This is a genomic window from Eubacterium ramulus, assembly GCF_045002895.1.
Lineage (GTDB): Bacteria > Bacillota > Clostridia > Lachnospirales > Lachnospiraceae > Eubacterium_I > Eubacterium_I ramulus.
Genome location: NZ_CP173382.1, coordinates 1,653,744 through 1,679,031, shown reverse-complemented (window position 1 = coordinate 1,679,031; position 25,288 = coordinate 1,653,744). Strand labels below are relative to the sequence as shown.

Genomic DNA, 25,288 nt, shown 5'->3' with positions numbered 1-25,288 from the left:
AACTGACAAATCAAAAGAGTGTCAGTTGCTTTTTTTCAGTAACTTATTCAGAAATGCAGATATCTGTTATGAGAAGCGAACAGATTCTGTTATGCCTGGTGTGAAGCGTCGTATTCTGCCAGGTATTTTTTTGTATATTCCACATCAGAAGGGCAGTCAAGATATTCACTTCCGTATTTTTGCCGGGTCTCATTGCCTTTTCCGGTGATCAGAAGGATGGATTTTCCTTCGGAAGTCATAATGGCTTTGCGGATAGCTTCTCCACGATCTTCGATCATTTCATACGGACAATGCTGAGCTTCCACATATTGTGCGATATCTTTTGAAATCTGTTCCACCGGTTCTGCGCCTGGATCTTCTGCAACAATGTATACTTTTTTAGAATACATACCGGCGATAGTTCCGAGATCATGGCGGCGGATTACTGCTTTTTTGCCCGGACATCCAAAGATGGAGATGATGTCATAATCCGGATACTCTTTGCGGGTGGAAGAGAAGAGTTTGTCAAAACTCAGTTTATTGTGGGCGTAGTCTACTACGGCAATAACATTTTTATCTGCGGACATATAGGTTTCCATTCTTCCTGAAGAACGGGCACGGTACAGACCGGATTTCATAAATTTCACCGGGATGTTGAATACATATGCGGCTGCAATCGCTGCCAGTGCATTTTCCACATTGAACAGACCCGGCATGGTCAGTGCAAAATCCTCATCAAAGCGGTCACATGATACACGGAAATGAATCTCGTGATCAATTTTTTTGATATCGTAACCTAAGATATCGCTGCCCGGCTTTGTGCCGAAAGTGATAACATTTTCTGCATCTTTGGCAGATTCGGCAACACGCTCAAAATAATCGGAGTTTGTGTTGATCAGTGCATGTTTCGTTTGTGCGAACATTTTTAATTTGGAAGAAAAGTAATCTTCAAAATCCGGGTGTTCAATTGGGCTGATGTGATCTTCGGAGATGTTCAGGAAGATTGCTGCATCAAATGTAATCTGATCCACACGGTTGTACTTTAATGCCTGGCTGGATACTTCCATTTCCAGAAAATCAATATCAGAATCTACCGCATTGCGGAAATGCTGCAGCAGTTCAATGTTCTCCGGTGTGGTGATATGTGATTCCACTTTGGTTACGCCATCATATACATCGATGGAAGAGATAACGGCACTTTCTTTTTTTCCGATACTTGCCAGATAATCATCCACAATCGCTTTTACATAGTAAGCAGTCGTGGATTTCCCTTTTGTTCCGCCAACACCGATGAGATTCAGCTCTTTAGATGGATCGTTAAAAAAGAGTTTTCCCAGGTATGGCATTGCTTTTCTGATATCAGAGACAAGGATGTAAGGAACTTTTGTATCCAGTTCATATTTCTGCTCACTGACATACAGTGTAGCACCGGAAAAAACTGCATCTGCCAGATACTGTGGGTGGAAAGCAGCTCCTTTACAGACAAATAATGTGCCTGCTGTAGCTTCTTTGGAATTGTAAGTCAGTCCCTGAATGGCATCAGAGTCATGTCCGTACAGATTGCTGTCGATGATAAGACCTGCCTTAGTCAGTGTGTTGAGATAATCCTGCTGTGTATAAGTAATCATAAGTATTCCTCTCTATTTTTAATGGTAGTATGTTTTAAATTTGCGGAAGTGGCTGAAATGGTTCTTTACCATACGCAGCCAACGGTTGAAGTTAAAATCGCCTTTCATGAATACTGGATTTACAACCTTACCTTCCCGGATCAGACGGTTTAATTTCTCTTTGTTTTCTGGCTGGTGTACATATTTGCGGGCAACGGCTTTTGGTACAACCATCCAGAGATGCTCTTCTTTTGCAATCTCGAAAGGAATTTCTTTATTATATACAAATTCTTCTACGAAGTAACGGGCTACGTTGAAACCGGAACCGGTTACATAGTAGTTGGAACGTCCCTGTCGTGTGTTGATCTCAAAGAATTTGTAGCGGTTGTCGCGGACATCATATTTGATATCAAAGTTGGAAAATCCTACATAACCGATGGTTTCCAGCAGATTCTTGACTTTTGTCATCAGCTCTTCCTGAGGTTCTGTGATGATGACTGCATGGTTGCCGGATCCGTGTGGAGTGTGTTCCTCTAACAGAACGTGTCCGAGGCACATCATTTTTACTTTTTTGTCCTTGCCGGAGAAACAGGTCAGTACACGCATGAATTCATCATTTCCAGGGATTGTGTCCTGAATGATCAGGGAGTCGGTGTATCCGGCATCATAAATCTGACGAATGGTATCTTTTAATTTTTGGTCGTTGTCAATCTTATATACTTTTTCCTGGGTCGGGAATTCATGCTCCCAGTACATTACAGAGTTGGATGGTTTTAAAATAACCGGGAAAGAAAACGGCAGTTCAAAATCCAGATCCATTCCATAGCGGAATACAAGAGTATCCGGAAAATCGATATCGTGTTCCCGGCAGAGACGGTAGAACAATTCTTTTTGTTGCAGTCTGTCCATGAGTTCAAAATCAATATATGGGGCAACGACATTTTTCGGCATTTCGTCTTTGTGGCGGCTGCACAGCGCTACATAGGAATCGCCGCATCCGATGGTCAAAACCGTTTTGTCTGCATGTGCGGCAGCAAAATCGCGGACGGTTTTCATAAATACATCATCCGTATCAATTTTTAAATCTGCATGGTACTCAATAATATTGCTGTTATAACTCGGACCGCTTGGAAACTTTCCGAATACATAAGTTTTTACCTGATATTCTTCATAAAATGCACGGGCAACACTGTAGGTATTGATGTCACCGCCAAAGAGCATTGGTATGAATGGCTGATCTTTAAAGTCCATATTTATAATCCTCCAGTTTAATATGATCACTGCTAGTTTGTTTGGAACAGGAAGCAATATGCGCCCATATTCCTGCATTATTTTATACCAGATATATCATTTATACAAGTTTAATTCGCTGAAAAATTGTAAAACGGGGCGGACAGTAGAATCCTGGGCGATTCGCAGAATAAATCGCAGAATAAAACAGATATGCTGAAACAAGACGCGGTTGACACTGTGAAACAGATTTGATATATTCGAAAGGAATAAAGTGCAAAGGTATGCCCTTTATAGGAAAGGAAACCATAAAAATATGGAGAAAAAAAAGTTAGGAATATTAGGAGGAATGGGTTCCGAAGCAACGGTTCTTTTTTATAAAAAAATCATTGACAATACATCTGTCAACAATGACCGGGAACATTTGGATATCCTCATTTACAACCATGCGTCGATCCCGGACCGGACCGAATGTATTTTGTGCGGCAAGCAGGACTATCTCTGGGATATCATTGCAAATGATATCCGTGGAATGGAGCAGCTGGGTTGTGAATATTTTGCCATTCCGTGCAATACCTGCCATTATTTTGCAGATCGGCTGCAGAAACTGACGAATGGAAAGTTCATCAACATGATTGAGGAAACTGCCCGTTATGCAGCGGAGCGCGGGCGTAAGAAAGTCGGTATTATGGCGACAGATGGTACTGTGCAAGGTGGTATGTACAAGAAGGCCATGGAGGCGCGGGGAATTGAAGTTGTTTATCCCTCCAAGGAACGGCAGGAAGATGTTATGTCCCTGATCTATGAGCAGATCAAGCGTGGAGAAAAAGGAGACAGGCATCAGTTTATGAACGTGGTACATGAACTGCGGGCGCAGGGCTGTGATGCGGTGATCCTTGCATGTACAGAATTGTCGGTATTGAATGTGAATTACAGTCTGAATCCGGATTTCTATATTGATGCCATGAATGTGGTGGCAAAGGCATGCATTGAAAAATGCGGCGGTGTATACTGTGAGTAAATTTCGCTACCACAAACTAAAAAGGTATGATATAATGAGCGAAAGAGAGTCAACATGCTTGCATGATTGACGAACGGCGAAATTATTGAGTGATGAAATCACGATATAATGAATGCAAACGAGTCAACATACTTGTATGATTGACGAGTGGTGAATGCCAATCATGAACTGTTTTTGTTCATGATATAATGAGCGAAAGAGAGCCAATGTGCCTGTATCATTGATGAAATAATGATCAGTATGAATAATTAATAAAGAAGAAAGGACAGAATTCTTATGAAAAGAGTTTTACTGAAATTGAGCGGAGAAGCTCTGGCAGGAGATAAAAAATTTGGATTTGATGAGGCAACGGTTACCGTTGTCGCAAATCAGGTAAAACAGTTAGTGGATCAGGGCATCGAAGTAGGTATTGTGATCGGTGGAGGAAACTTCTGGAGAGGACGTACCAGCGAGACGATTGATCGTACAAAAGCAGATCAGATCGGTATGCTTGCAACGGTTATGAATTGTATTTATGTATCCGAGATTTTCCGTTCCGTAGGAATGAAGACAAATGTGTTGACACCATTTGAGTGCGGCTCTTTTACAAAATTATTTTCCAAAGACCGTGCCAATAAATATTTTGAAAAAGGAATGGTTGTATTTTTTGCAGGAGGAACTGGTCATCCGTACTTCTCTACAGATACAGCAACCGTTTTGCGGGCTATTGAAATCGAGGCAGATGTAATTCTGCTGGCAAAAGCCATTGACGGGGTATACGACAGTGATCCGAAGACAAATCCGGATGCAAAACGTTACGATGAAGTAAGCATTCAGGAAGTCATTGACAAACAGCTGGCGGTTGTGGATCTGACAGCATCCATCCTGAGCATGGAGAACAAAATGCCGATGTATGTGTTTGGATTAAACGAAGAAAACAGCATTGTAAAAGCAATCAGCGGTGACTTTAACGGAACAAAAGTAACTGTATAAGTATTAGAAGAATAGAGTAGTATTCCGGGAAATATAATACAGAAAATATAACAGAAGGTAAAAAAGAATATATCTGGAGGATTAAAATATGGCAAACGAGACAATCAAACCTTATGAGACAAAGATGAAGAAATCTTACAACAATTTACTGGATGAGTACACTTCTATCCGTGCAGGCCGTGCAAACCCGCATGTTCTGGATCAGCTTCGTGTAGATTATTACGGTGCACCGACAGCTATCCAGCAGGTTGCAAACGTATCTGTACCGGAAGCACGCATGATTATGATCCAGCCATGGGAAGCATCTATGGTGAAAGCAATCGAGAAAGCAATTATGACATCCGACATTGGCATCAACCCGACTAACGATGGCAAATGCATCCGTCTGGTATTTCCGGAACTGACAGAGGAGAGACGTAAAGACCTTGCGAAAGATGTCAAGAAAAAAGGCGAGGCTGCCAAAGTTGCTGTTCGGAACATTCGTCGTGATGCAAATGATGCATTAAAGAAAATGGGTAAAGGCGGCGATGTTTCTGAGGATGAGATTAAAGATCTGGAAGAGCAGGTTCAGAAACTGACAGATAAATTTATCGCTGAGATTGATGGTGCGATCGCTGAGAAAACAAAAGAAATCATGACTGTATAAGCAGAATATAACAGACTGAGATGAGAGGATGGGGACATGGCGCAGGCTATGTCCTTTTCTGAGAAAGGGGAAAAAATGGAACTTTCACAGTTAAAGATACCAACACATGTTTCAATCATTATGGATGGAAATGGACGCTGGGCGAAATCCAAGGGTATGCCCCGGACTTATGGACATTCCAAAGGAGCAGATGTACTTATGGATATCTGTGAGGATGCGGATGCACTTGGAATTAAATATCTGACCGTGTATGCATTTTCCACGGAGAACTGGAGCCGTCCGGAAACAGAAGTAAAAACGCTGATGTTTTTGTTTCGCAAATATATCAAAATCTGCTATGGGAAGGCAATGAATAATAATACCCGTGTGCGTGTCATCGGAGATAAGACCGGACTGGCAGAGGATCTCCGGGAGAGCATCCGTGTATTGGAGGAAGATACTGCGAAAAATACCGGTCTGCAGTTCCAAATCGCCATTAACTATGGCAGCAGGGATGAGATGCTGCGCGGTATGCGTCGGATGATGCAGGACTATAAAGAAGGAAAGTTTGCACTGGAGGATGTGGATGAATCACACTTTTCCAGCTATCTGGATACTGACGGAATTCCTGATCCGGATCTGATGATCCGTACCAGCGGAGAACAGAGATTGTCTAATTATCTGATGTGGCAGCATGCGTACAGTGAATTTTACTTTACGGATGTGCCGTGGCCGAAGTTTGATAAAGCAGAACTGGTGAAGGCACTGGAGGCTTATACCAGCCGTGATCGCCGTTATGGAAAAGTAAAAGCATAAAAGGGATTTCTAAGAAAATACCTGAACATAAGAGAGGAAAAAAATATGTTTAAGACAAGACTGTTGAGTGGTATCGTGCTGGTACTGCTGGCGTTGTTATTTATTATTCACGGCGGCTATCTGCTGCTGACAGTACTGGGCATAATCTCACTGATCGGACTGTTTGAACTGTACCGTGTATTCGGTATTGAGAAAAGTGCACCGGGTATCGTCGGATATGTGGCTGCCATTGTATATTATCTGAATCTGGTATTTGATTTTATACCGGATAGTATGATGTTTGTGATGGCACTGCTGATCGTGTGCATGTGTGTATTTGTATTTGGCTATCCGAAGTTTCATGCAAACCAGATCATTGCAGCTTTTTTCGGAGTATTCTATGTGGCAGTAATGCTGTCCTGCATTTATGAGACACGCTCTCTGGAAGGCGGAAAGTACCTCGTATGGTTGATTTTCCTTTGTTCCTGGGGCTGCGATACCTGTGCATACTGCGTGGGTATGTTGTTCGGAAAACATAAGATGGCACCTGTGTTAAGTCCTAAAAAATCAGTGGAAGGTGCTGTAGGTGGTGTAATAGGAGCTGCACTGCTGACGATTATTTACGGATTTCTTTTCCGGGGTTCTATGGATGTGGATGCGCCATATATTTTTATGATGGCGGGTATCTGTGCGGCAGGCGCGCTGATCTCAATGGTTGGCGATCTGGCAGCATCTGCTATCAAACGTAATTTTGAAATCAAAGATTACGGAAAGCTGATTCCGGGTCATGGAGGTATCCTGGACCGTTTTGACAGTGTGATCTTTACCGCACCGATTATTTTTTATCTGACCGGTAATCTGTTACAGCTTGCCATTTAACTACTAACTTTCATGGAAGGAAATATAAATATGAAATATATAGCGATTCTGGGTTCTACCGGTTCAATCGGTACTCAGACACTGGAGGTTGTGCGTGCACAGCAGGATATCAAAGTAACTGCTTTATCAGCCGGTGATAATATCGATCTGCTGGAGCAGCAGATTCGTGAATTCAGGCCGGCTCTCGCAGCGGTAAAGACAGAAGAAAAAGCGAAGGAGCTGGCATTACGGATCAGTGATCTGAATATCCCTGTTCTGTCCGGTATGGACGGACTGATGGCAGTAGCCTGTGAAAAAAAAGCAGAAGTGCTTGTGACAGCCATTGTTGGCATGCTTGGGATCCGTCCGACCATTGCCGCAATTGAAGCCGGCAAGGATATTGCTTTGGCAAATAAAGAGACGCTTGTGACAGCCGGACATATCATTATGCCATTGGCAAAAAAATGTGGTGTCCGTATTCTTCCGGTGGACAGTGAACATAGTGCAATTTTCCAATCTCTGAATGGAGAGAAAGAACATGGAAATAAGATTGATAAGATTCTGCTGACTGCATCCGGTGGACCGTTTCGCGGAATGAGCAGAGAAGAGCTTTCACAGGTGCGTCTGGAAGACGCCCTGAAGCATCCGAACTGGGTGATGGGAAGAAAGATTACGATTGATTCCGCTACTTTGGTAAACAAAGGTCTGGAAGTTATGGAGGCAAAGTGGCTGTTTGACGTGGAACTTGACCAGATTCAGGTAGTCGTGCATCCGCAGAGCGTGATCCATTCCATGGTGCAGTATGAAGATGGTGCCATCATTGCACAGCTTGGCACACCGGATATGAAGCTTCCGATCCAGTATGCACTGTATTATCCGGAACGACGGTTCCTGCGGGGGATGCGTCTTGATTTTTACAAACTGGGGCAGATGACATTTGAAGCACCGGATATGGAGACCTTCGAAGGACTGAAATTCGCTTTGGAGGCAATGCGGCGCGGTGGCAATATCCCGACGGTATTTAATGCAGCCAACGAGAAAGCAGTGGCAATGTTTTTGGAACGCAGAATCGCATTTTTGGATATTCCGGATATTATCGCATCTGCAATGGAGGAAATTACATATATCAAACATCCGTCGGTAGACGAGATTCTGGCAACGGAGGCAGCGGTATATGAATGGATAGAAAGCAGGTGGTAGGGTGATCATAAAATATATCATAGCGATCTTGCTGTTCAGTGCAATTATTCTGTTCCATGAGCTGGGACATTTTCTTCTGGCAAAAGCCAACGGTATCCGGGTGAATGAGTTTTCACTGGGACTTGGTCCGACCATTGTCGGTTTCACAAAGGGAGAGACAAAATATTCCATTAAGCTGTTGCCCTTTGGCGGCGCCTGTATGATGGAGGGGGAGGACAGTCAGAGTAATGATGACCGTTCTTTTCAGAAAAAATCGGTCTGGGCGCGCATCAGCGTGGTTGCTGCCGGACCGGTGTTTAATTTTATCATGGCATTTGTACTGGCAGTGATCATTCTCGGAAATATCGGAATTTCCGCACCGATAGTGGCACAGGTGGAAGACGGATACGGTGCACAGGCAGCAGGACTGCAGGCCGGTGATGAGATTATAAAAATGAATCATAAGCACATTCATTTTTTTAAGGAAATCAGCATGTATACCCTGTTTCACGCCGGGGAGACTGTGGAAGTGACTTATGAGAGAAACGGGGAGCGCAATACCGTGGAAGTTCAGCCGACCTACGATGAAGAACAGGGTCGTTACCGTTACGGCATCTATGGCTCCGGAGAGTATACCAAAATCGGTCCGTTAAAGACGCTGCAATACAGTGTGTATGAAGTAAAATACTGGATTCAGTATACGGTGGGAAGTCTGAAAATGCTTCTGACTCATCAGGTCAGCGTTAATGATCTGTCCGGTCCGGTGGGAATTGTAAAAACCATCGGGGATACTTATGACATGAGTAAATCAGACGGTGTTTTTTACGTCTGGATGAACTTATTGAATCTGGCACTGTTGCTGTCAGCAAACCTTGGGGTTATGAACCTTCTTCCGATTCCGGCGCTGGATGGCGGCCGTCTGGTATTTCTGGTGATCGAGGCAATCCGAGGAAAGAGGGTCAGCGAGGACAAAGAAGGCATGGTACATTTTATTGGCTTGTTGTGTCTGTTTGGTCTGATGATCCTGATTATGTTTAATGATATTCGAAAACTGATACCATGATAGTGGATAGGAATGTTCTGTTGATCTGTTTTGAAAAACAGGTACAGCAGGGCTTTCTTATCATTTAAGAGGAGAAAAAAATGGCAGAGAGAAAATCTACAAGAGAAGTACGAATTGGTGATGTGGTCATTGGAGGCAATCATCCTATTGCGATTCAATCCATGACAAATACGAAGACACAGGACGTGGAAGCGACTGTGGCACAGATTCTGCAGTTGGAGCGTGCAGGATGTCAGATCATTCGCAGTACCGTTCCTGACATGGAAGCTGCAAAAGCACTTCAGGAGATCAAAAAACAGATTCATATTCCACTTGTTGCGGACATACATTTTGATTACAGACTTGCCATTGCAGCCATGGAAAACGGTGCGGACAAGATTCGTATCAATCCGGGCAACATTGGTTCTGCTGAGCGTGTCAAAGCAGTGGTAGATTGTGCCAGAGAGCGTAATATCCCAATCCGTGTCGGTGTAAACAGTGGTTCACTGGAAAAAGAACTGGTAGAGAAATATCATGGTGTGACAGCAGAAGGAATCGTAGAGAGTGCACTGGATAAAGTGAAAATGATTGAGGATTTTGGCTATGATAATCTGGTTATCAGCATCAAATCCTCAGATGTTATGATGTGTGTGAAAGCACATGAACTGATTTCAAAACAGACGGATTATCCGCTGCATGTGGGAATCACGGAGTCTGGAACAATCATCAGCGGAAATATCAAATCCTCCATCGGTCTGGCACTGATCCTAAATCAGGGGATTGGCGATACAATCCGTGTATCTCTGACCGGAGATCCGGTGGAAGAAATCAAATCAGCCAAGCTGATTCTGAAAACACTGGGGCTGAGAAACGGTGGCATAGAGATTGTTTCTTGTCCGACCTGTGGACGTACCAGTCTGGATCTGATCAGTCTGGCAAATAAAGTAGAAACCATGGTGGCAGAATTTCCACTGAATATAAAAGTGGCTGTAATGGGCTGCGTGGTAAACGGACCCGGGGAAGCGAAAGAAGCGGATCTTGGTATCTGCGGTGGAAAACAGGAAGGTCTGATCATCCGTCGCGGAGAAGTGATAAAAAAAGTACCGGAAGCAGAGTTGCTGGAGGCACTGCGACAGGAACTGATCAATTGGAGTGAATAGATAAATGGCAAAAAGCTTTTTTGAAGTATTTCCACAGTTAAAACTGGATACGGATCTGCATGGCATGCTGGATGATGCCACAGTTTCAAAAGTTTCCACAACGAGACAGAGAAACTCTTTGCGTATCTACCTTGGATGCGGCAGACTTTTGCCAAAAGAAAAAATATATTTTCTGGAAAGTGAACTGAAACGACAGCTGTTTCCACATCATACGATGAATATCAAGATCATTGAACATTTTCAGCTGTCTGAACAGTATACACTGAAAAATCTGCTGGATGTGTACTGGAGCAGTATTCTGACAGAATTTCATCGATACAGTCTGCTGGAGTATAACCTGCTGCGTCAAGCAAAAGTAGATGTGGTGGAGGAAAACACATTACGTATCAGTCTGGAAGATTCTGTACTGGCGCATCAGAAAGAAGAAGAAATCTATCACATTCTGGAAAAAATATTCAATGAACGATGTAATCTGTCCGTGCAGATTCAGATGGAGTTTCATGAGAAAAAAGAATCCAAATACCGGAAAAATGCAGATCTCAAGATGCAGAATGAAGTGGAAAATGTCATTCGTCTGTCCAGTTTTGGTGCAAAACGTCATTCTGAAGGAGAATATCTGGAGAGTGAGGAAGCAGGTGCATCGGAAGTACCATGGGAGACCGGGGAGACTGCTGCAAAGCCTGCGAAGAAAGCAGCTCCGGCAAAGAAGACGGAAGCTCCGGCGGCCAAAAAGGAAGCCGTGCCAGCAGGAAAGAAGTCTGCAAAACAGGAAGAACACGGTGGTTTCCGAAAGAATTTTGGCGGCAGCCGGGATTTCCGGGAGCGGGGTTCTTTTAAACGTTCTGACAATCCGGATGTGATATTTGGCCGTGATTTCGAAGAAGAGACGATTCGCATTGAACAGATTATGGGCGAGATGGGAGAAGTTGTCATCCGTGGACAGATTCTGTCCATGGACGAGCGTCCGATCCGTGGAGAGAAAACTATTTTAATGTTTTCTATTACAGATTTTACCGACACGATCATGGTAAAAATGTTCTGCAAGGATGAATATCTCAAGGAAATCAAAGACGGAGGGATTGCGAAAGGTGCATTTCTGAAAATCAAAGGTGTGACAACAATTGACCGGTTTGACAGCGAACTGACCATCGGTTCTGTCATCGGTATCAAGAAGATTCCGTCCTTTGTGTCTACCCGTATGGATACCAGTCCGGTGAAACGTGTGGAACTGCATTGCCATACGAAGATGAGCGATATGGATGGTGTATCTGATGTCAAAGATATCATCAAACGTGCCATGAAATGGGGACACAAAGCACTTGCTATCACCGATCACGGAGATGTACAGGCTTTTCCGGATGCAAACCACGCAATTGGAAAGGATGATGATTTTAAAATCATTTATGGTATGGAAGCCTATCTGGTGGACGATCTGAAAGGGCTGGTAGAAAACCCGATGGGGCAGACCTTTGCAGATAGTTTTGTTGTATTTGATCTGGAAACAACAGGATTCAGTGCAGCCAAAAATAAAATTATTGAGATTGGTGCTGTAAAAGTGGTAAATGGTTCCATTACAGAACGTTTTTCTACTTTTGTCAATCCAAAAGTACCAATTCCATATGAGATTGAGCAGCTGACTCATATCACGGACGATATGGTACTGGATGCGCCGATGATTCATGAGATTTTGCCGCAATTTATGGAATTCTGCCAGAATGCTGTTATGGTGGCACATAATGCTGATTTTGATATGAGTTTTATCAGGCATAACTGTGATCTGTTAGGTCTGGAATGTGAAAAAACTGTACTGGATACGGTAGCTTTAGCCCGTGTTCTGCTGCCTTCGCTGAATCGATTTAAGTTAAATACAATCGCAAAAGCACTGAATATTTCTCTGGAAAATCATCATCGTGCGGTAGATGATGCTGCCTGTACAGCAGAGATATTTACAAAATTTGTGGAAATGCTGCGGGAACGAGGCATAGAAACTATGGAAAATCTGGAACAGATGGAAAGCTATACGGAGGAGAGTATCCGAAAGCTGCCAAGTTACCATGCCATTATGCTGGCGCAGAACGATATTGGTCGAGTAAATCTGTATCGTCTGGTATCGGATTCCCATATCAAATATTATAACCGCCGACCGAAAATTCCAAAAAGCGAATTTATGAAATATCGGGAAGGAATTCTGCTTGGTTCTGCCTGTGAGGCGGGAGAGTTGTATCGTACGTTGTTGCGTGGAAGTACGCAGGAAGAAGTGGCACGAATCGTACAGTTCTATGATTATCTGGAAATTCAGCCACTGGGAAACAATGCGTTTATGCTGCGCAGTGATAAGGAACCGATAGAATCGGAAGAAGATCTGAAGGATATAAACCGGCAGATTGTAGAACTGGGGGAGCAGTTTAATAAACTTGTGGTAGCAACCTGTGACGTACACTTTCTGGATCCGGAAGATTCCATATATCGCAGTATCATTATGGCAGGCAAGGGCTTTGATGATGCAGATCAGCAGGCACCGCTTTTTCTTCGCACAACAGAGGAAATGTTGAAAGAATTTGAATATCTGGGCAGTGAAAAAGCGGAAGAAGTAGTCATTGAAAATACAAATAAGATTGCAAATATGTGTGAGAAAATCTCACCGGTCAGACCGGATAAGTGTCCGCCCGTTATTGAAAATTCGGATGGCATGCTGCGTGAAATCTGTTATACAAGAGCTCATGAGATTTATGGCGAAGAACTTCCGCCGGTGGTAGTTGAGCGGTTGGAACGTGAATTGAATTCCATTATATCCAATGGATTTGCCGTTATGTACATCATTGCACAGAAACTGGTGTGGAAATCAAATGAGGATGGGTATCTGGTAGGTTCACGAGGATCCGTAGGATCGTCCTTTGTAGCAACCATGGCAGGAATCACGGAAGTAAATCCGCTGAGCCCGCATTATATCTGCAGCAACTGTCATTATGTGGATTTTGATTCAGAGCTTGTAAAAGGCTATGCCGGAAAAGCCGGATGTGATATGCCGGACCGTAATTGTCCGCACTGTGGTCAGAAGCTGATGAAGGAAGGCTTTGATATTCCATTCGAGACTTTCCTTGGATTCAAGGGAAACAAAGAGCCGGATATCGACCTGAATTTCTCGGGCGATTATCAGAGTAAAGCACACAAGTATACAGAGGTTATTTTCGGTGACGGTCAGACATTTCGTGCAGGAACGATTGGAACGCTTGCGGATAAAACGGCATTCGGATATGTGAAGCATTATTATGAGGAACGTGGTGTTCCCAAACGGAATTGTGAGATCGACCGGATCGTGCAGGGCTGTGTCGGTGTGCGTCGTACTACCGGTCAGCATCCGGGTGGAATCATTGTGCTTCCGCTAGGGGAAAATATTTATTCCTTTACACCGGTGCAGCATCCGGCCAACGATATGACGACAGATATTATCACGACGCATTTTGATTACCATTCCATTGACCACAACTTGTTGAAACTTGATATTCTCGGACACGATGATCCGACCATGATCCGTATGCTTCAGGATCTGACTGGTGTGGATCCGCAGACGATCCCGCTGGACAGCCCGGAAGTCATGTCTTTATTCCAGAATACTTCAGCCCTTGGCATTGAGCCGGAAGATATTGGTGGCTGTAAGCTTGGAGCTCTTGGAATCCCGGAGTTTGGTACTGATTTCGCGATGCAGATGCTGATCGATACCAAACCGCAGGCATTTTCGGATCTGGTCCGAATCGCAGGACTGTCGCATGGAACAGACGTATGGCTTGGAAATGCCCAGACGCTGATTCAGGAAGGAAAAGCAACCATTTCTACGGCAATCTGTACGAGAGATGATATTATGACGTATTTGATCGGTAAAGGGCTGGACAGTGAAGAAGCATTTACGATTATGGAGCGTGTACGAAAAGGTGCCGTTGCCAATGGAAAATGTAAAGAATGGCCGGAATATAAACAGGATATGCTGGATCACGGTGTGCCGGACTGGTATGTGTGGTCCTGTGAAAAAATCAAATATATGTTCCCGAAAGCCCATGCGGCGGCTTATGTTATGATGGCGTGGCGTATTGCCTGGTGCAAGGTATTTTATCCACTTGCTTATTATGCGGCATTTTTCAGTATCCGTGCCACATCTTTTAACTATGAACTGATGTGTCAGGGGAAAGAACGTTTGGAACATCATATGCATGAATATGAACGGCGGAAGGATGAACTGTCCAAAAAGGAACAGGATACTTACAAAGACATGCGTATCGTACAGGAAATGTACGCCCGTGGATTTGAATTTTTACCAATTGACCTGTATCGGGCAAAAGCACATCATTTTCAGATCATTGATGATAAACTGATGCCATCGATCAGTACCATTGACGGTCTGGGAGATAAGGCAGCTGACGCAGTGGTGGAAGCGGCAAAGGATGGAAAATTCCTTTCAAGAGATGATTTTCGTCAACGTACAAAAGTAAGTAAGACAGTGATTGATAAGATGGTAGAACTGGGAATCCTGTCAGATCTTCCGGAATCCAATCAGCTGTCGCTATTTGACCTGTAAAAATGTTTTTGTAAATTATTCAAAGATGGCGATAAAGCAGAGAGAATGCCGAGGGCATTCTTGAATTTAGTGAAAATACGGATGAACGTAAGGAGTAAGACAGATGAAAGATTTACTGGATATTCGAAATGAGATTGATGGCATTGATCGTCAGATCGTAGAATTGTTTGAAAATCGTATGATACTGACGACTCAGGTGGCGGAATACAAGATTTCCACCGGGAAAGCAGTGTTTGATAAGGAACGCGAGGTATCAAAACTGGATTCTGTGGCAGAACTGGCACATTCTGAGTTTAACAGTCATGGCGTCAGAGAGTTGTTCGAGCATATCATGTCTGTCAGCAGAAAACGACAGTATCAGCTTCTGACAGAGCATGGAAAATTTGCGCCAACTGGTTTTGTAGAGGTGAAGGAACTTGACTTCACCCATGCAGCAGCAGCATTTATTCCGGCTTCCGAAGACGCGGCAAAAAGTTATTTTCCGGAAGAATGTGGTCTGCAGAAATGCACGGACTGGCGGGAAGCCTGTGATGTATTACAGCGGGAAGAAGTTAATTTTGCGTTTCTTCCAATGCAGGATCCGGCCTCAGGCTATGTGTCTGCCAATTACAATCTGGTAGCAGAGTATGGGTTTTATATTCTGGAAGAATACGAGACAAGCCCGCAGCCAAAAGACCGCTATCTGCTGATTTCCAAAGACCGTGTTACTTTGAGTGGTGCGGATAAGATCAGCATCTGTTTTGAGGCACCGGATGCCTGCGGTTCCCTGTATCATCTGATGTCTCATTTGACTTACAACAATCTGAATATGAACCGGATTGAGTCCATTGTTATTTCCAGAGATCCGTTGGATTATCGTTTCTTTATGGATCTCAGTGGTAATCTGAATGACAGTGCCATCAAAAATGCAGTGCTTGGTCTGCGGGATGAAGCCCGGAATTTTAAAATTTTGGGAAATTACAGATAGTAACAAATCGGAAACTATGATACAATTATGTTAATAAAGGGGAAATGTTCTGAAAATTACTTATGAAGTAACACCTTTTGGGAAACGGAATATGGATCATAGGAGGCAGTCATATGGAAAAAAAGATATTCTTTATTGATTTTGACGGAACTTTAATGAGGGATGATAAAACGATTTCAGATAAAAATCGGGAAGCACTGCGGAATGCAGTGGATCAGGGGCATTATATCGCCCTTGCGACCGGCCGGGCTGTCAGCAGCGGACGGAGAATTGCAAAAGAACTTGGATTAACACGACCGGGCTGCTACCTGGTAGCATACAATGGCGGAACCATTTACGATTTTTCTGCAGATTGTATCCTGAGCAACAAGCGTCTGCCAATCGAGTATGCTGAGTATCTGTTGCGGGAAGCGACAGAAGCAGGTATACATATTCAGACCTATTCTGATACACAGGTGCTTGCGGCAGAACGAAGTAAAGAACTTGATTTCTATACGAAAAAGACCGGAATGCCATGCAGGATTACCGGAAATCTGAACAGTATGCTGTATGAGGAACCGCCCAAAATGCTTCTGATCGATCTGGAGCATAAAGAACGGCTGGAAGCATTTCAGCAGGCACATGCAGAGTGGGAGAAAGAAAAGTGCAGCAGCTTTTTCTCCTGCAAAGAATATCTGGAGTATTGTCCGCTTGGGGCGAATAAAGGATACGGTGTAGCGTTTTTGTGTGATTTCCTTGGAGTACCGATTGAACATGCGGTGGCCATCGGAGATGAGGAGAATGATATCAGTATGATCCGAAATGCCGGTGTGGGAGTGGCTATGAAAAATGCGGTGCAGAGCGTGAAAGATGCTGCAGATTATATCACAGAGCACGATAATAACGAAGACGGCGTGGCAGAGGTGATTGAAAAGTTTTCCCCTGATATTCAAGTCGAACGCACGTGAGACTTGGTGCGTGATTCTGGTCAGCGTAAGCTGACCAGAATCACTGCACTCTACACTTCGCATGTTACTTTGTAAAAGAAGTTCTCATAGCTTCCAGAAATTCATGCGGCACGGACATCGTTCCCTTTCCGGTGCCAAGATGAATATATGGCTTATTTGCACCATGGAAATCAGAACCGCCGGAGAGCAGCAGATGATATTTTTCTGCCATTGCCCGGAAATCTTTTTCATCGGAACCCTGGTTGCAGGAATATACTGCCTCAATGCCGTTCAGACCTGCAGCCACAAGTTCTTCGATCATGGCGGTCAGCTCTGCACGTTTCATCTTATAAAGACATGGATGTGCGAGAATTGCCAGTCCGCCGGCCTGATGGATCAGAGCCACTGCCTGCATCGGTGTGATTTTATAGCGGTCCACATAGCATTTGCAACCGTCGCCGATGTATTTGTCAAACACGGTTTTCAGATCTTTTACCTGTCCGGAATCCACCAGATATCTTGCAATGTGTGGACGTGCCACCACGGTATCCGGATTCAGACGATACAGATCTTCTGCGGTGATCCGGAATCCCTCTTCCTGAAGTTTTTCTATCATTTTCAGATTGCGGTTGTCCCGGTTATCACGGAATTTTGCAAGTTCTGCCTGAAGTTCGGTATTGGCAGGATCAATAAAGAGTCCGACGACATGGATTTCCGTTTCGTTGTATTCTGTGGAAAGTTCCACACCTGGGATAACTTCGAACCCGGAGGCTTCGCCGGCAGCAAGTGCTTCGGAAATACCGTCAACGGTATCATGGTCGGTTAACGCAAAAGCGGAGAGACCGCATCGTTTTGCTTCTGTAACGAGTTCTGTCGGGGTGAAAGTACCGTCAGAAGCAGTGGAGTGTACATGTAAATCAATGGTTTTATTCATAGGAAACATGTCCTTTCTTTATTTATAAGATTAAGGTGTCAAAACACCTAAATGTTGATAGATAATTTTTTCGAAATATCCAAAGATATATGTGGAAAATTATTTCAAAAGTAGTATAATAAAAAAGTAAAATCTATGCAAGAAGGAATATGGGAACCGGATTTGTACTATATTTTACTTTATGGAATGGCGTGTGTGGACTGTAACATTTATTTGTAAAAACAGATAAAAAATATTACAAAAACCGGTTGACGCTGAAAAAAAAGTATGGTATAGTATCAGAGTTGTTGAAGACAAAGTAGAGTATCCACTCTCACCTCGGCGCAAGTGGGCGACCGGCGGTTATGATTCAAATACATTTGATTTGATTGTGGATAGTCTGCCTATCCACTTTTTTTATGGAGGTGCAAAACCATTAGCGATTTAATGATTAATGAACAGATCAGAGACAGAGAAGTTCGTGTAATTGGTGCAGATGGTACTCAGCTTGGTATCATGTCTGCAAGAGAAGCGTTCAAACTGGCGCAGGAAGCAGAGCTTGATTTAGTGAAAATCGCTCCGACAGCGAAACCGCCTGTTTGCAAGATTATTGATTACGGAAAGTACCGTTATGAAATGGCGCGCAAAGAGAAGGAAGCTCGCAAAAAGCAGAAAACTGTGGAGATCAAGGAAGTGCGTTTGTCACCGAATATTGAATCCAATGATTTAAACACCAAAATAAACGCAGCCAGAAAGTTTATCACAAAAGGTGATAAGGTGAAAGTATCCCTGCGTTTCCGTGGACGTGAGATGGCTCATGTCCAGAACAGCAAACACATCTTGGATGATTTTGCTGAGGCGCTTTCTGAAATAGCGACAGTGGAGAAGGCACCGAAGATGGAAGGCCGCAGCATGACAATGGTGCTGGCCGAAAAACGCTAATTAGACTATTTATCAAGGAGGAATTTCATTATGCCAAAAATGAAAACCAGCAGAGCAGCAGCAAAACGTTTCAAAAAAACAGGAACAGGACAGTTAAAAAGAAATAAAGCTTATAAGAGTCACATCTTAACAAAGAAAAGCGCTAAGAGAAAAAGAAATCTTAGAAAAGCAACTATCACAGATGCTACTAATGTTAAGAACATGAAAAAAATCTTACCGTATCTGTAAGATAGAAGATTAGGAGGATGACGTAAATGGCAAGAGTAAAAGGCGGATTAAACGCAAAAAAAAGACATAATAGAACATTAAAACTGGCTAAAGGTTACAGAGGAGCAAGATCCAAACAGTACAGAATCGCAAAACAGTCTGTAATGCGTGCTCTTACAAGTGCTTATGCAGGAAGAAAACAGAAAAAGAGACAGTTCAGACAGCTCTGGATCGCTCGTATCAATGCTGCAGCCAGACTGAACGGTTTATCTTACAGCAAATTCATGTACGGCTTAAAACTGGCTGATATCGAGATCAACAGAAAAATGCTGGCTGAGATGGCTGTAAACGATGCAGAAGGATTTGCTGCATTAGTAGAAGCTGCAAAAGCTAAATTAGCTTAATTTTTATTCAGAAATTAATTGTCTGATAAAAAATATCATTTGCTTTCTGGTTGTGGAATCATGTTGCATGATTTTACAGCCGGAAATAGAATGAATTGATATGTATTTGTATAATTGTATATATTTGATGGAATTATACAAAAAAACGAGAAAATTGCAAAAAAAGTGTTGACAGCAAACGCTAGTTTCTGTATAATACCGATTGTTGTGGTTCGTTGGTCAAGCGGTTAAGACGTCGCCCTCTCACGGCGAAAACAGGGGTTCGATTCCCCTACGAACTGTTTAATGTTTTCAAAAAAAGTAAATAAGATATGGTTCGTTGGTCAAGCGGTTAAGACGTCGCCCTCTCACGGCGAAAACAGGGGTTCGATTCCCCTACGAACTGTTTAATGTTTTTCAAAAAAGTAAATAAGATGTGGTTCGTTGGTCAAGCGGTTAAGACGTCGCCCTCTCACGGCGAAAACAGGGGTTCGATTCCCCTACGAACTGTTTAATGTTTTCAAAAAAGTAAATAAGATATGGTTCGTTGGTCAAGCGGTTAAGACGTCGCCCTCTCACGGCGAAAACAGGGGTTCGATTCCCCTACGAACTGCTCTGTTTTTTATAAAAACAGCCCAACCCGAAAAATACTGCAGGTAACAAATGTTGCTTGCAGTATTTTTTTGCTACGTAATAAAGATTACCTGCGCCTTGAAAAATAACAGGCGCAGGTGATTTAGAAAAGAATCTGTCAGCTTATGGTGCGCAGAATCATGCGCCAGGTCTCATGTGCAAGTAGCAAAAACAGATTGCAAATGTCTGTTTTGCTGTATTGTTTTAACAGGATGATTTTGCATCAAAAGCCGGATTGAACGCATAGAAGTTTTTGGAATTTAACCGGTCTGTCACAAGGCGGAGACCTTCGCCAAAACGCTGGAAGTGTACGACTTCACGTTCCCGCAGAAAGCGGATTGGGTCACACACCTCCGGATCTTTGACCAGACGAAGAATATTGTCGTAAGTTGTCCGTGCTTTCTGTTCAGCAGCCATATTTTCGAAAAGATCTGTAATCGGATCGCCTTTTGACTGGTATTCACAGGCATTATGTGGAATGCCGCTGGCAGCTGCCGGCCAAAGACCGAGCGTGTGATCTACATAGTAGGTATCAAACCCGCTTTTCTGGATTTCTTCCGGTGTCAGATCTTGTGTCAGCTGTCGCACTATAGCGCAGATCATTTCCATATGAGCCAGTTCATTCGCTCATACATGATGGAAGTGATTATTTTTGCATAAAAGTAGGAGATTGCAGGCAGAAAAAGCCTTAATACAGTAAAAATAATGCCTGCGCCCAAAGATCACAGGCGCAGGTAGATATCCAGTTCAAAGGGGTTGGCAACGAATCGTCCGATACCAGGCTTGGATTCACTAGAATTGTGATATATGATTTTTTCAATGCAGGATTTGAGGAGTAAGTTCATTTCCGATGCTGAAATATCCGTATCTTCAAATTTAGACAGGCAGTCAGAAAATCGGGAAACCCGTTCCTGGTAATCAACTTCCGGTGGCATGGTATCTTTTGCCCGCTGGATGGAAAGCTGCACTTCGCAGATCTGTTCCTGTAGCTTGGCATTTCTGGAAGCATATTCTTCTTTGGTATAAATCCCATCTTCGTAAGCATCTTTCTGACGCAGATCCTTATCCTTTAATTTCAATAGATCCTGTTCCAGATTCCGGATGATATTCTCATGGATCCGGACAATATTCCCATCATCATTCTGTAATTTAATTTCAAAATCATCCACCGTCTTTGATAATATTTCTTTTACACGTTCCACAAAAGCACTATATTGTACCGATTTGGTATGGCAGATACGTTGATTTGGACAGATCATGCTTTCTGACCGGCGGGGAACTTTGCTCCGGTAGTTTGTAAACTGTTTGAATGTCATGGAGCGTCCGCATCCGGCAGTTCCACAATAGACCAGTCCGGCAAATGGATTTCTCAATTCATGACCACGTTTTATCTTTGGAGATTTCCCACGGCGCTGTGCAATGGCGTCAAAGGTTCCCTGATCGAGAATGGCAGGATGCTTGCCTGGCACCAGGATGTAATCTGTATCGTGGTTGGTAGGACGGGATTTTACAATCTGGCCATTTTGCATTGTTTTGATTGTTTTAAAATGATTCCAGCGTATCATCCCAATATAAACCGGATTGGATAAAATATCACTGATGGCAGCAGGAGACCAGTGATCAGATTTCAATGGCTTGATTCCAAGAGAATCCAGATGCGCAGCTATCCGTGTGAATCCATTTCCTGCAAGGTAGAGTTGCGCCATCATTCTGACAGCGTCAGCCTGCTCAGGAACGATTTCGAGCGTGTGTGCGGTATCTTTTCCACTGCCGGTTTTAATCTTGCGATATCCGTAAGGAGCGATGCTCCCGATGTAGTTTCCCTGCTTGACGGATGCCAGCCGCCCTCGGTTCAGAATCTTCTTGGTATATTCCAGATAATCATTTCCCCTGGTCAGTTCCATTTCAAAAAATTTCCGGTCGTACTCGTCAGAGAGGTCATAAGTTTTCGGTGGAGTAAGGACCAGAGTATTTGTATACCGGAATGCATTAATAATGCGTCCGCAGTCCTCCAGATCGCCACGGGAGAGACGTTGTGGCTCAATGACCAGCACACCTTTGATCTGACCGCTCTCAAGGTATTTCATGACGCTTTGCATAACCGGACGGTCCGCAATGGTTTCCCCGGAAACAACTTCCCGGAAAATCCGTTCTTCCGGAATGATGGATCCGAAAGAGGAGAGAGCATATTCCTGGAGCTGCCGCTCATGCCGAGCCAGGACTTCTTCCACAGTCATATACGGATCATCTGATCGGGATTTGCGCAGATACATGATAATTTCATTGATAGAGATGTTTGTTTCCTGCATGTCATCATCCTCCTAAGTAAAAATATGTAAAAATGGGTATAAAAATAACAGCCAGCGGGGAACGGGTGTTCCGCTTGCGAAGCTGTTCCGAAGATGATACAATATTTTTGTCATTGCAGAGTATTATCTTCGGATACATATTCTATTGCCGGTTCCTGTTGACGCAGGAGCCGGTTTTTATTTTCGGTTGTTTTTAAACTATAAGATTTATTTTAGCAAATATAATATTGCTGGACAAAAGTATGTTGCATTTCTACTCTTGTCATCTTTCTGCAATATTCCTTTAGAAACAAATTCATCTAACATATTATATAATGTTGCTTTGCTTCCAGGTATAGTGTTTTGGAGATGTTTTGCCTTAAAGGCTGGTTTTTTGAAAATTTCATCTAGTAGTATTATGGAGTATTTGGAACTCATATCCGATACACAAATTTCTTTAAATTCATTGTATTTATCCAACAGGGCACGTGCTTTTATTGTATTGATCTCAGCTTGTTCAATGACACCTTCTAAGAAATATTTAATCCAGGTACCATAATCGTTATTTTTGGAAACTGCTGATAATTTTTGAAGATACAAACTCCTGTCTTTCTCAAAAAATGCGCTCATGTAAAATGTTGGAACTGGGAGCATATCTCTGTAATATAAAAATAACGGAATAAGAAGACGACCGATTCTTCCGTTTCCATCTTTAAAGGGATGGATCATTTCAAATTGACAATGAATTAGCGCCGCCTGTACCAATAAGTCTACTTCATCGTAATGAATATAATTTTCTAAATTAGTCATGTAATCTAGCGTTAATTCCGGAGAAAGTGGTGTAAATGTTATTTCGTTTATGCTTCCGATGTAATTTTGCTCTGTTTTGAATTCGCCAGGTGTCTTTGTTTTACCTCTTACATTATCTAATAATATTTTATGCATTTCTTTAATTAAACGAACACTTAATGGCAATTTATGAATTCCTTCTTCAGAATTATCTGAAATGGTCGCTATCTTATCTAATGCGTAAAATAATGCACTTCTATAATTTATTATCTCCTGCATTTCATCTTTCGATATGGATACTTCATTTCCGGCATCATAATTAATGAAATCCTCTATTGTAGCATGAGTTCCTTCGAGTTTTGATGAAAGCACTGCTTCTTGTGACACCAAAGGTGAAATCAACAACATAGGATTGATTGTATTAATTAAAAAACCTCTGTATACGCCGATTGCATTATTGGCTTTAGAGATTAGTTTTATTACTTCACAATCGTATAATGATGAAAGATCGACTGGTAGTTTTTCTGGTATATGTGGTTTTGGCACGTTTTTATAAATCTCCTCAAAATTCATTGCGCATCTCGCCCCTTTTCTTTTGTTAATTTGAAAAAATAGACGATTTAATTTGTTAGTATAAAATATTCCCTATTTTTGTACTATAAAACAAATAGTCTATTTTTCCTTAGAATTTTATACTAAGCCGTAATATAGTCTAAAAAAACGTTTATTTTTAGACCAAGTATATAATATAGTCTGAAAAAATGCAATTTGTTATACTAAAAAAATGTATATTTTAAGCTTGTAAGTGATTCTTACATATTGTCAAATAAACCATTCCGGTGCATTCACCGAGATGGTCAAAACAAAAAATTGACATTCAAAATGTATTTGCTATAATATACTTAACAGGAAAGCCGGGAGATAGATGAAGCCTATCCGCTCCGGTGCAAAGTTAATAGTTACTATTCAAGCAAGCTACCTACTCCGGCCAAGAGACAAGGTAGCTTGCTTATTTCTTATAATTCAGAATTGCCACAATGAGCATCGCCACGGTTAAAATCACCATGAATTCTTCATATGTAGACATAAGCGTCACCCTCTCTAACAGGATTAGAACGGATGACTGCATACCTTCCCAGCTCCCCTGGTAAGTATATTATTCAGTTTTTCATTGCTCCCCCGATCACGAGGAACAGGGGAGTGTAAATTATAAAATATATTGTGAAATAGTTCTTCCAATCTCAACAATATTGCTGGATCCAGTGAACTCAAATTTAACTTTTCCCAGACTACTGAAATAGAGTTCCAACTCACTATCAAGATCAATCACACCGGCTGTCTCAATAGAAAATGCCTGGATTTTTGAATATGGAAGAGTAGTAAAGTCTTTTTTCTTTCCTGTCATGCCCTGAACATTGACAGCAATTACCCTTTTGTTTGTAAAGATAACAAAATCTCTGATTGCCTGGTACTCACCGAGAAATTCTTCGCCTGGAACAAAAAGTGGCTTGATTAAGCTTTCATTGTGGAATTTTTTTGTGTCTTTCAGCTTGATAAAGCTTCCGTTTTTGAAATCAATCATAGTAAAAATCTCCTTTTGTAAAAATATTTATAAAATGCCGTAGCAAATTACCATAAATTGTCATTGGTAGTAATAACAGTGTAAAATTTTTTATTCTTTTTTAAATACAGTCAAACCTGGGATAAAATAGATTATGTAGTTGTCTACCGTGGTGTACACTCCATATTTATCCCTGTATGCGTTCAGTGCATCATTCAGAAATTCTTCTGTCACTTCCAAATATTCAGCTACTTCATAGGTGCTGCGGCATCCATGATGAAATGCTCTTACAATACCCATTAATCCAATCATTTCATTGTATGCCCACATTCTGGCACGAAACTCTTGTTTTCGGTTCTGTTCGTCTGTTTGATCTATAATGTTCCCAGCAGAAGTATAGTGATGTCCCATTTCTTCAGCCAGCACACAAGCTTTTTCGGCATTAGTATCTATGTTATTGCTAATGGCAGCAGTGCCATCGCAGTATAATCCTTTTATGGTTTTATTTCTAAAAGTATATCCAATAACGTTCATACCGGCATTATATGCCCGATCTTGCATTTCTTCATATATATTCATGCGGACACCTCCTGTTAGTAATAATGCTCTTAATGAGGAAGTCGTTACACACGATCTTCCGA

The 25,288-nt window shown here is 42.4% G+C and carries 21 protein-coding genes, 4 tRNA genes and 1 pseudogene; 18 read left to right on the top strand and 8 right to left on the bottom strand.

From position 1 onward, the window contains the following. Positions 1-89: 89 nt before the first annotated feature. Both ACIRUQ_RS08075 and ACIRUQ_RS08070 read right to left on the bottom strand, forming a co-directional pair. Complete coding sequence (locus ACIRUQ_RS08075) at positions 90-1,607, bottom strand: Mur ligase family protein (protein WP_055290540.1); 1,518 nt, start codon at positions 1,605-1,607, stop codon at positions 90-92. A gap of 18 nt (positions 1,608-1,625) precedes the next feature. Beyond that, entirely contained in the window at positions 1,626-2,837 is a 1,212-nt protein-coding gene (locus ACIRUQ_RS08070) for a hypothetical protein (protein ID WP_022036015.1), read from the bottom strand. 295 nt (positions 2,838-3,132) lie between these two features. Between ACIRUQ_RS08070 and ACIRUQ_RS08065 the strand changes: the two genes are divergently transcribed. The 11 genes from ACIRUQ_RS08065 to ACIRUQ_RS08015 all read left to right on the top strand — a co-directional run bounded on the left by ACIRUQ_RS08065 (position 3,133) and on the right by ACIRUQ_RS08015 (position 16,952). Next, positions 3,133-3,837, top strand: a complete 705-nt coding sequence (locus ACIRUQ_RS08065) for an aspartate/glutamate racemase family protein (RefSeq protein WP_021739140.1) — start codon at positions 3,133-3,135, stop codon at positions 3,835-3,837. 276 nt (positions 3,838-4,113) lie between these two features. Then, complete coding sequence (gene pyrH / locus ACIRUQ_RS08060; RefSeq protein WP_021739139.1) at positions 4,114-4,809, top strand: UMP kinase; 696 nt, start codon at positions 4,114-4,116, stop codon at positions 4,807-4,809. An 88-nt stretch (positions 4,810-4,897) separates the two neighbouring features. Beyond that, complete coding sequence (frr, locus tag ACIRUQ_RS08055) at positions 4,898-5,455, top strand: ribosome recycling factor (RefSeq protein WP_021739138.1); 558 nt, start codon at positions 4,898-4,900, stop codon at positions 5,453-5,455. 36 nt (positions 5,456-5,491) lie between these two features. Beyond that, positions 5,492-6,250: an isoprenyl transferase gene (locus tag ACIRUQ_RS08050; protein ID WP_242853621.1), complete on the top strand. Its 759-nt coding sequence runs from the start codon at positions 5,492-5,494 to the stop codon at positions 6,248-6,250. A 45-nt stretch (positions 6,251-6,295) separates the two neighbouring features. Beyond that, positions 6,296-7,108 carry a phosphatidate cytidylyltransferase gene (locus tag ACIRUQ_RS08045; RefSeq protein WP_055290539.1) on the top strand — a complete coding sequence of 271 codons (813 nt, stop codon included), beginning with the start codon at positions 6,296-6,298 and terminating at the stop codon, positions 7,106-7,108. A 30-nt stretch (positions 7,109-7,138) separates the two neighbouring features. Further along, positions 7,139-8,287 carry a 1-deoxy-D-xylulose-5-phosphate reductoisomerase gene (locus ACIRUQ_RS08040; protein ID WP_055290538.1) on the top strand — a complete coding sequence of 383 codons (1,149 nt, stop codon included), beginning with the start codon at positions 7,139-7,141 and terminating at the stop codon, positions 8,285-8,287. A 1-nt stretch (position 8,288) separates the two neighbouring features. After that, complete coding sequence (rseP, locus tag ACIRUQ_RS08035) at positions 8,289-9,329, top strand: RIP metalloprotease RseP (protein WP_338126092.1); 1,041 nt, start codon at positions 8,289-8,291, stop codon at positions 9,327-9,329. Positions 9,330-9,409: 80 nt separating this feature from the next. Then, the gene (gene ispG, locus ACIRUQ_RS08030; protein ID WP_021739133.1) at positions 9,410-10,468 is read left to right on the top strand and encodes a flavodoxin-dependent (E)-4-hydroxy-3-methylbut-2-enyl-diphosphate synthase; all 1,059 of its coding nucleotides are present in this window, start codon (positions 9,410-9,412) and stop codon (positions 10,466-10,468) included. A 4-nt stretch (positions 10,469-10,472) separates the two neighbouring features. Then, positions 10,473-15,038, top strand: a complete 4,566-nt coding sequence (locus tag ACIRUQ_RS08025; protein ID WP_055290537.1) for a PolC-type DNA polymerase III — start codon at positions 10,473-10,475, stop codon at positions 15,036-15,038. 103 nt (positions 15,039-15,141) lie between these two features. Next, positions 15,142-16,005 (top strand): bifunctional chorismate mutase/prephenate dehydratase, encoded by an 864-nt coding sequence (locus ACIRUQ_RS08020; protein ID WP_055290536.1) that lies wholly within the window; start codon positions 15,142-15,144, stop codon positions 16,003-16,005. A gap of 113 nt (positions 16,006-16,118) precedes the next feature. Next, positions 16,119-16,952, top strand: a complete 834-nt coding sequence (locus tag ACIRUQ_RS08015; protein ID WP_055290535.1) for a Cof-type HAD-IIB family hydrolase — start codon at positions 16,119-16,121, stop codon at positions 16,950-16,952. A 64-nt stretch (positions 16,953-17,016) separates the two neighbouring features. On the opposite strand, the gene ACIRUQ_RS08010 is transcribed toward ACIRUQ_RS08015, so the two are convergent. Continuing rightward, complete coding sequence (locus ACIRUQ_RS08010; RefSeq protein WP_044963449.1) at positions 17,017-17,865, bottom strand: PHP domain-containing protein; 849 nt, start codon at positions 17,863-17,865, stop codon at positions 17,017-17,019. Positions 17,866-18,291: 426 nt separating this feature from the next. Here ACIRUQ_RS08010 and infC point away from each other — a divergent pair, with 426 nt between their 5' ends. The 7 genes from infC (at position 18,292) to ACIRUQ_RS07975 (ending at position 19,989) form a co-directional block, all read left to right on the top strand. After that, a complete protein-coding gene (infC, locus tag ACIRUQ_RS08005; RefSeq protein WP_021739128.1) occupies positions 18,292-18,786 on the top strand; it encodes a translation initiation factor IF-3 in 495 nt (164 codons plus the stop codon). A 30-nt stretch (positions 18,787-18,816) separates the two neighbouring features. Beyond that, positions 18,817-19,014, top strand: coding sequence for a 50S ribosomal protein L35 (gene rpmI / locus ACIRUQ_RS08000; protein WP_021739127.1), 198 nt, complete (start codon positions 18,817-18,819; stop codon positions 19,012-19,014). A 26-nt stretch (positions 19,015-19,040) separates the two neighbouring features. After that, complete coding sequence (rplT, locus tag ACIRUQ_RS07995) at positions 19,041-19,397, top strand: 50S ribosomal protein L20 (protein WP_021739126.1); 357 nt, start codon at positions 19,041-19,043, stop codon at positions 19,395-19,397. Positions 19,398-19,606: 209 nt separating this feature from the next. Beyond that, positions 19,607-19,678 (top strand) — tRNA-Glu (locus tag ACIRUQ_RS07990). 32 nt (positions 19,679-19,710) lie between these two features. Continuing rightward, positions 19,711-19,782, top strand: a tRNA-Glu gene (locus tag ACIRUQ_RS07985). A gap of 32 nt (positions 19,783-19,814) precedes the next feature. Beyond that, positions 19,815-19,886, top strand: a tRNA-Glu gene (locus ACIRUQ_RS07980). Between the two features lie 31 nt (positions 19,887-19,917). After that, positions 19,918-19,989 (top strand) — tRNA-Glu (locus ACIRUQ_RS07975). Positions 19,990-20,213: 224 nt separating this feature from the next. Here ACIRUQ_RS07975 and ACIRUQ_RS07970 read toward each other — a convergent pair. The 5 genes and pseudogenes from ACIRUQ_RS07970 to ACIRUQ_RS07950 form a co-directional block, all read right to left on the bottom strand. Further along, positions 20,214-20,630 (bottom strand): annotated as a pseudogene (locus ACIRUQ_RS07970) (manganese catalase family protein); the annotation flags it as partial. 101 nt (positions 20,631-20,731) lie between these two features. Beyond that, positions 20,732-22,318 carry a recombinase family protein gene (locus tag ACIRUQ_RS07965; RefSeq protein ID WP_055290534.1) on the bottom strand — a complete coding sequence of 529 codons (1,587 nt, stop codon included), beginning with the start codon at positions 22,316-22,318 and terminating at the stop codon, positions 20,732-20,734. Between the two features lie 207 nt (positions 22,319-22,525). Continuing rightward, positions 22,526-23,659, bottom strand: coding sequence for a Fic family protein (locus ACIRUQ_RS07960; RefSeq protein WP_055290533.1), 1,134 nt, complete (start codon positions 23,657-23,659; stop codon positions 22,526-22,528). 634 nt (positions 23,660-24,293) lie between these two features. Continuing rightward, positions 24,294-24,668: a PH domain-containing protein gene (locus ACIRUQ_RS07955; RefSeq protein ID WP_055290532.1), complete on the bottom strand. Its 375-nt coding sequence runs from the start codon at positions 24,666-24,668 to the stop codon at positions 24,294-24,296. A gap of 90 nt (positions 24,669-24,758) precedes the next feature. Beyond that, a complete protein-coding gene (locus tag ACIRUQ_RS07950) occupies positions 24,759-25,226 on the bottom strand; it encodes an ImmA/IrrE family metallo-endopeptidase (RefSeq protein WP_055290531.1) in 468 nt (155 codons plus the stop codon). Positions 25,227-25,288: the final 62 nt, after the last annotated feature.

Coding starts and splice junctions, on each gene's coding strand:
- ACIRUQ_RS08075 (WP_055290540.1), bottom strand. CDS start 1,607: ATGATTACTTATACACAGCAGGATTATCTCAACACACTGACTAAGGCA.
- ACIRUQ_RS08070 (WP_022036015.1), bottom strand. CDS start 2,837: ATGGACTTTAAAGATCAGCCATTCATACCAATGCTCTTTGGCGGTGAC.
- ACIRUQ_RS08065 (WP_021739140.1), top strand. CDS start 3,133: ATGGAGAAAAAAAAGTTAGGAATATTAGGAGGAATGGGTTCCGAAGCA.
- pyrH (WP_021739139.1), top strand. CDS start 4,114: ATGAAAAGAGTTTTACTGAAATTGAGCGGAGAAGCTCTGGCAGGAGAT.
- frr (WP_021739138.1), top strand. CDS start 4,898: ATGGCAAACGAGACAATCAAACCTTATGAGACAAAGATGAAGAAATCT.
- ACIRUQ_RS08050 (WP_242853621.1), top strand. CDS start 5,492: ATGGCGCAGGCTATGTCCTTTTCTGAGAAAGGGGAAAAAATGGAACTT.
- ACIRUQ_RS08045 (WP_055290539.1), top strand. CDS start 6,296: ATGTTTAAGACAAGACTGTTGAGTGGTATCGTGCTGGTACTGCTGGCG.
- ACIRUQ_RS08040 (WP_055290538.1), top strand. CDS start 7,139: ATGAAATATATAGCGATTCTGGGTTCTACCGGTTCAATCGGTACTCAG.
- ispG (WP_021739133.1), top strand. CDS start 9,410: ATGGCAGAGAGAAAATCTACAAGAGAAGTACGAATTGGTGATGTGGTC.
- ACIRUQ_RS08025 (WP_055290537.1), top strand. CDS start 10,473: ATGGCAAAAAGCTTTTTTGAAGTATTTCCACAGTTAAAACTGGATACG.
- ACIRUQ_RS08020 (WP_055290536.1), top strand. CDS start 15,142: ATGAAAGATTTACTGGATATTCGAAATGAGATTGATGGCATTGATCGT.
- ACIRUQ_RS08015 (WP_055290535.1), top strand. CDS start 16,119: ATGGAAAAAAAGATATTCTTTATTGATTTTGACGGAACTTTAATGAGG.
- ACIRUQ_RS08010 (WP_044963449.1), bottom strand. CDS start 17,865: ATGAATAAAACCATTGATTTACATGTACACTCCACTGCTTCTGACGGT.
- infC (WP_021739128.1), top strand. CDS start 18,292: ATGATTAATGAACAGATCAGAGACAGAGAAGTTCGTGTAATTGGTGCA.
- rpmI (WP_021739127.1), top strand. CDS start 18,817: ATGCCAAAAATGAAAACCAGCAGAGCAGCAGCAAAACGTTTCAAAAAA.
- rplT (WP_021739126.1), top strand. CDS start 19,041: ATGGCAAGAGTAAAAGGCGGATTAAACGCAAAAAAAAGACATAATAGA.
- ACIRUQ_RS07965 (WP_055290534.1), bottom strand. CDS start 22,318: ATGCAGGAAACAAACATCTCTATCAATGAAATTATCATGTATCTGCGC.
- ACIRUQ_RS07960 (WP_055290533.1), bottom strand. CDS start 23,659: ATGAATTTTGAGGAGATTTATAAAAACGTGCCAAAACCACATATACCA.
- ACIRUQ_RS07955 (WP_055290532.1), bottom strand. CDS start 24,668: ATGATTGATTTCAAAAACGGAAGCTTTATCAAGCTGAAAGACACAAAA.
- ACIRUQ_RS07950 (WP_055290531.1), bottom strand. CDS start 25,226: ATGAATATATATGAAGAAATGCAAGATCGGGCATATAATGCCGGTATG.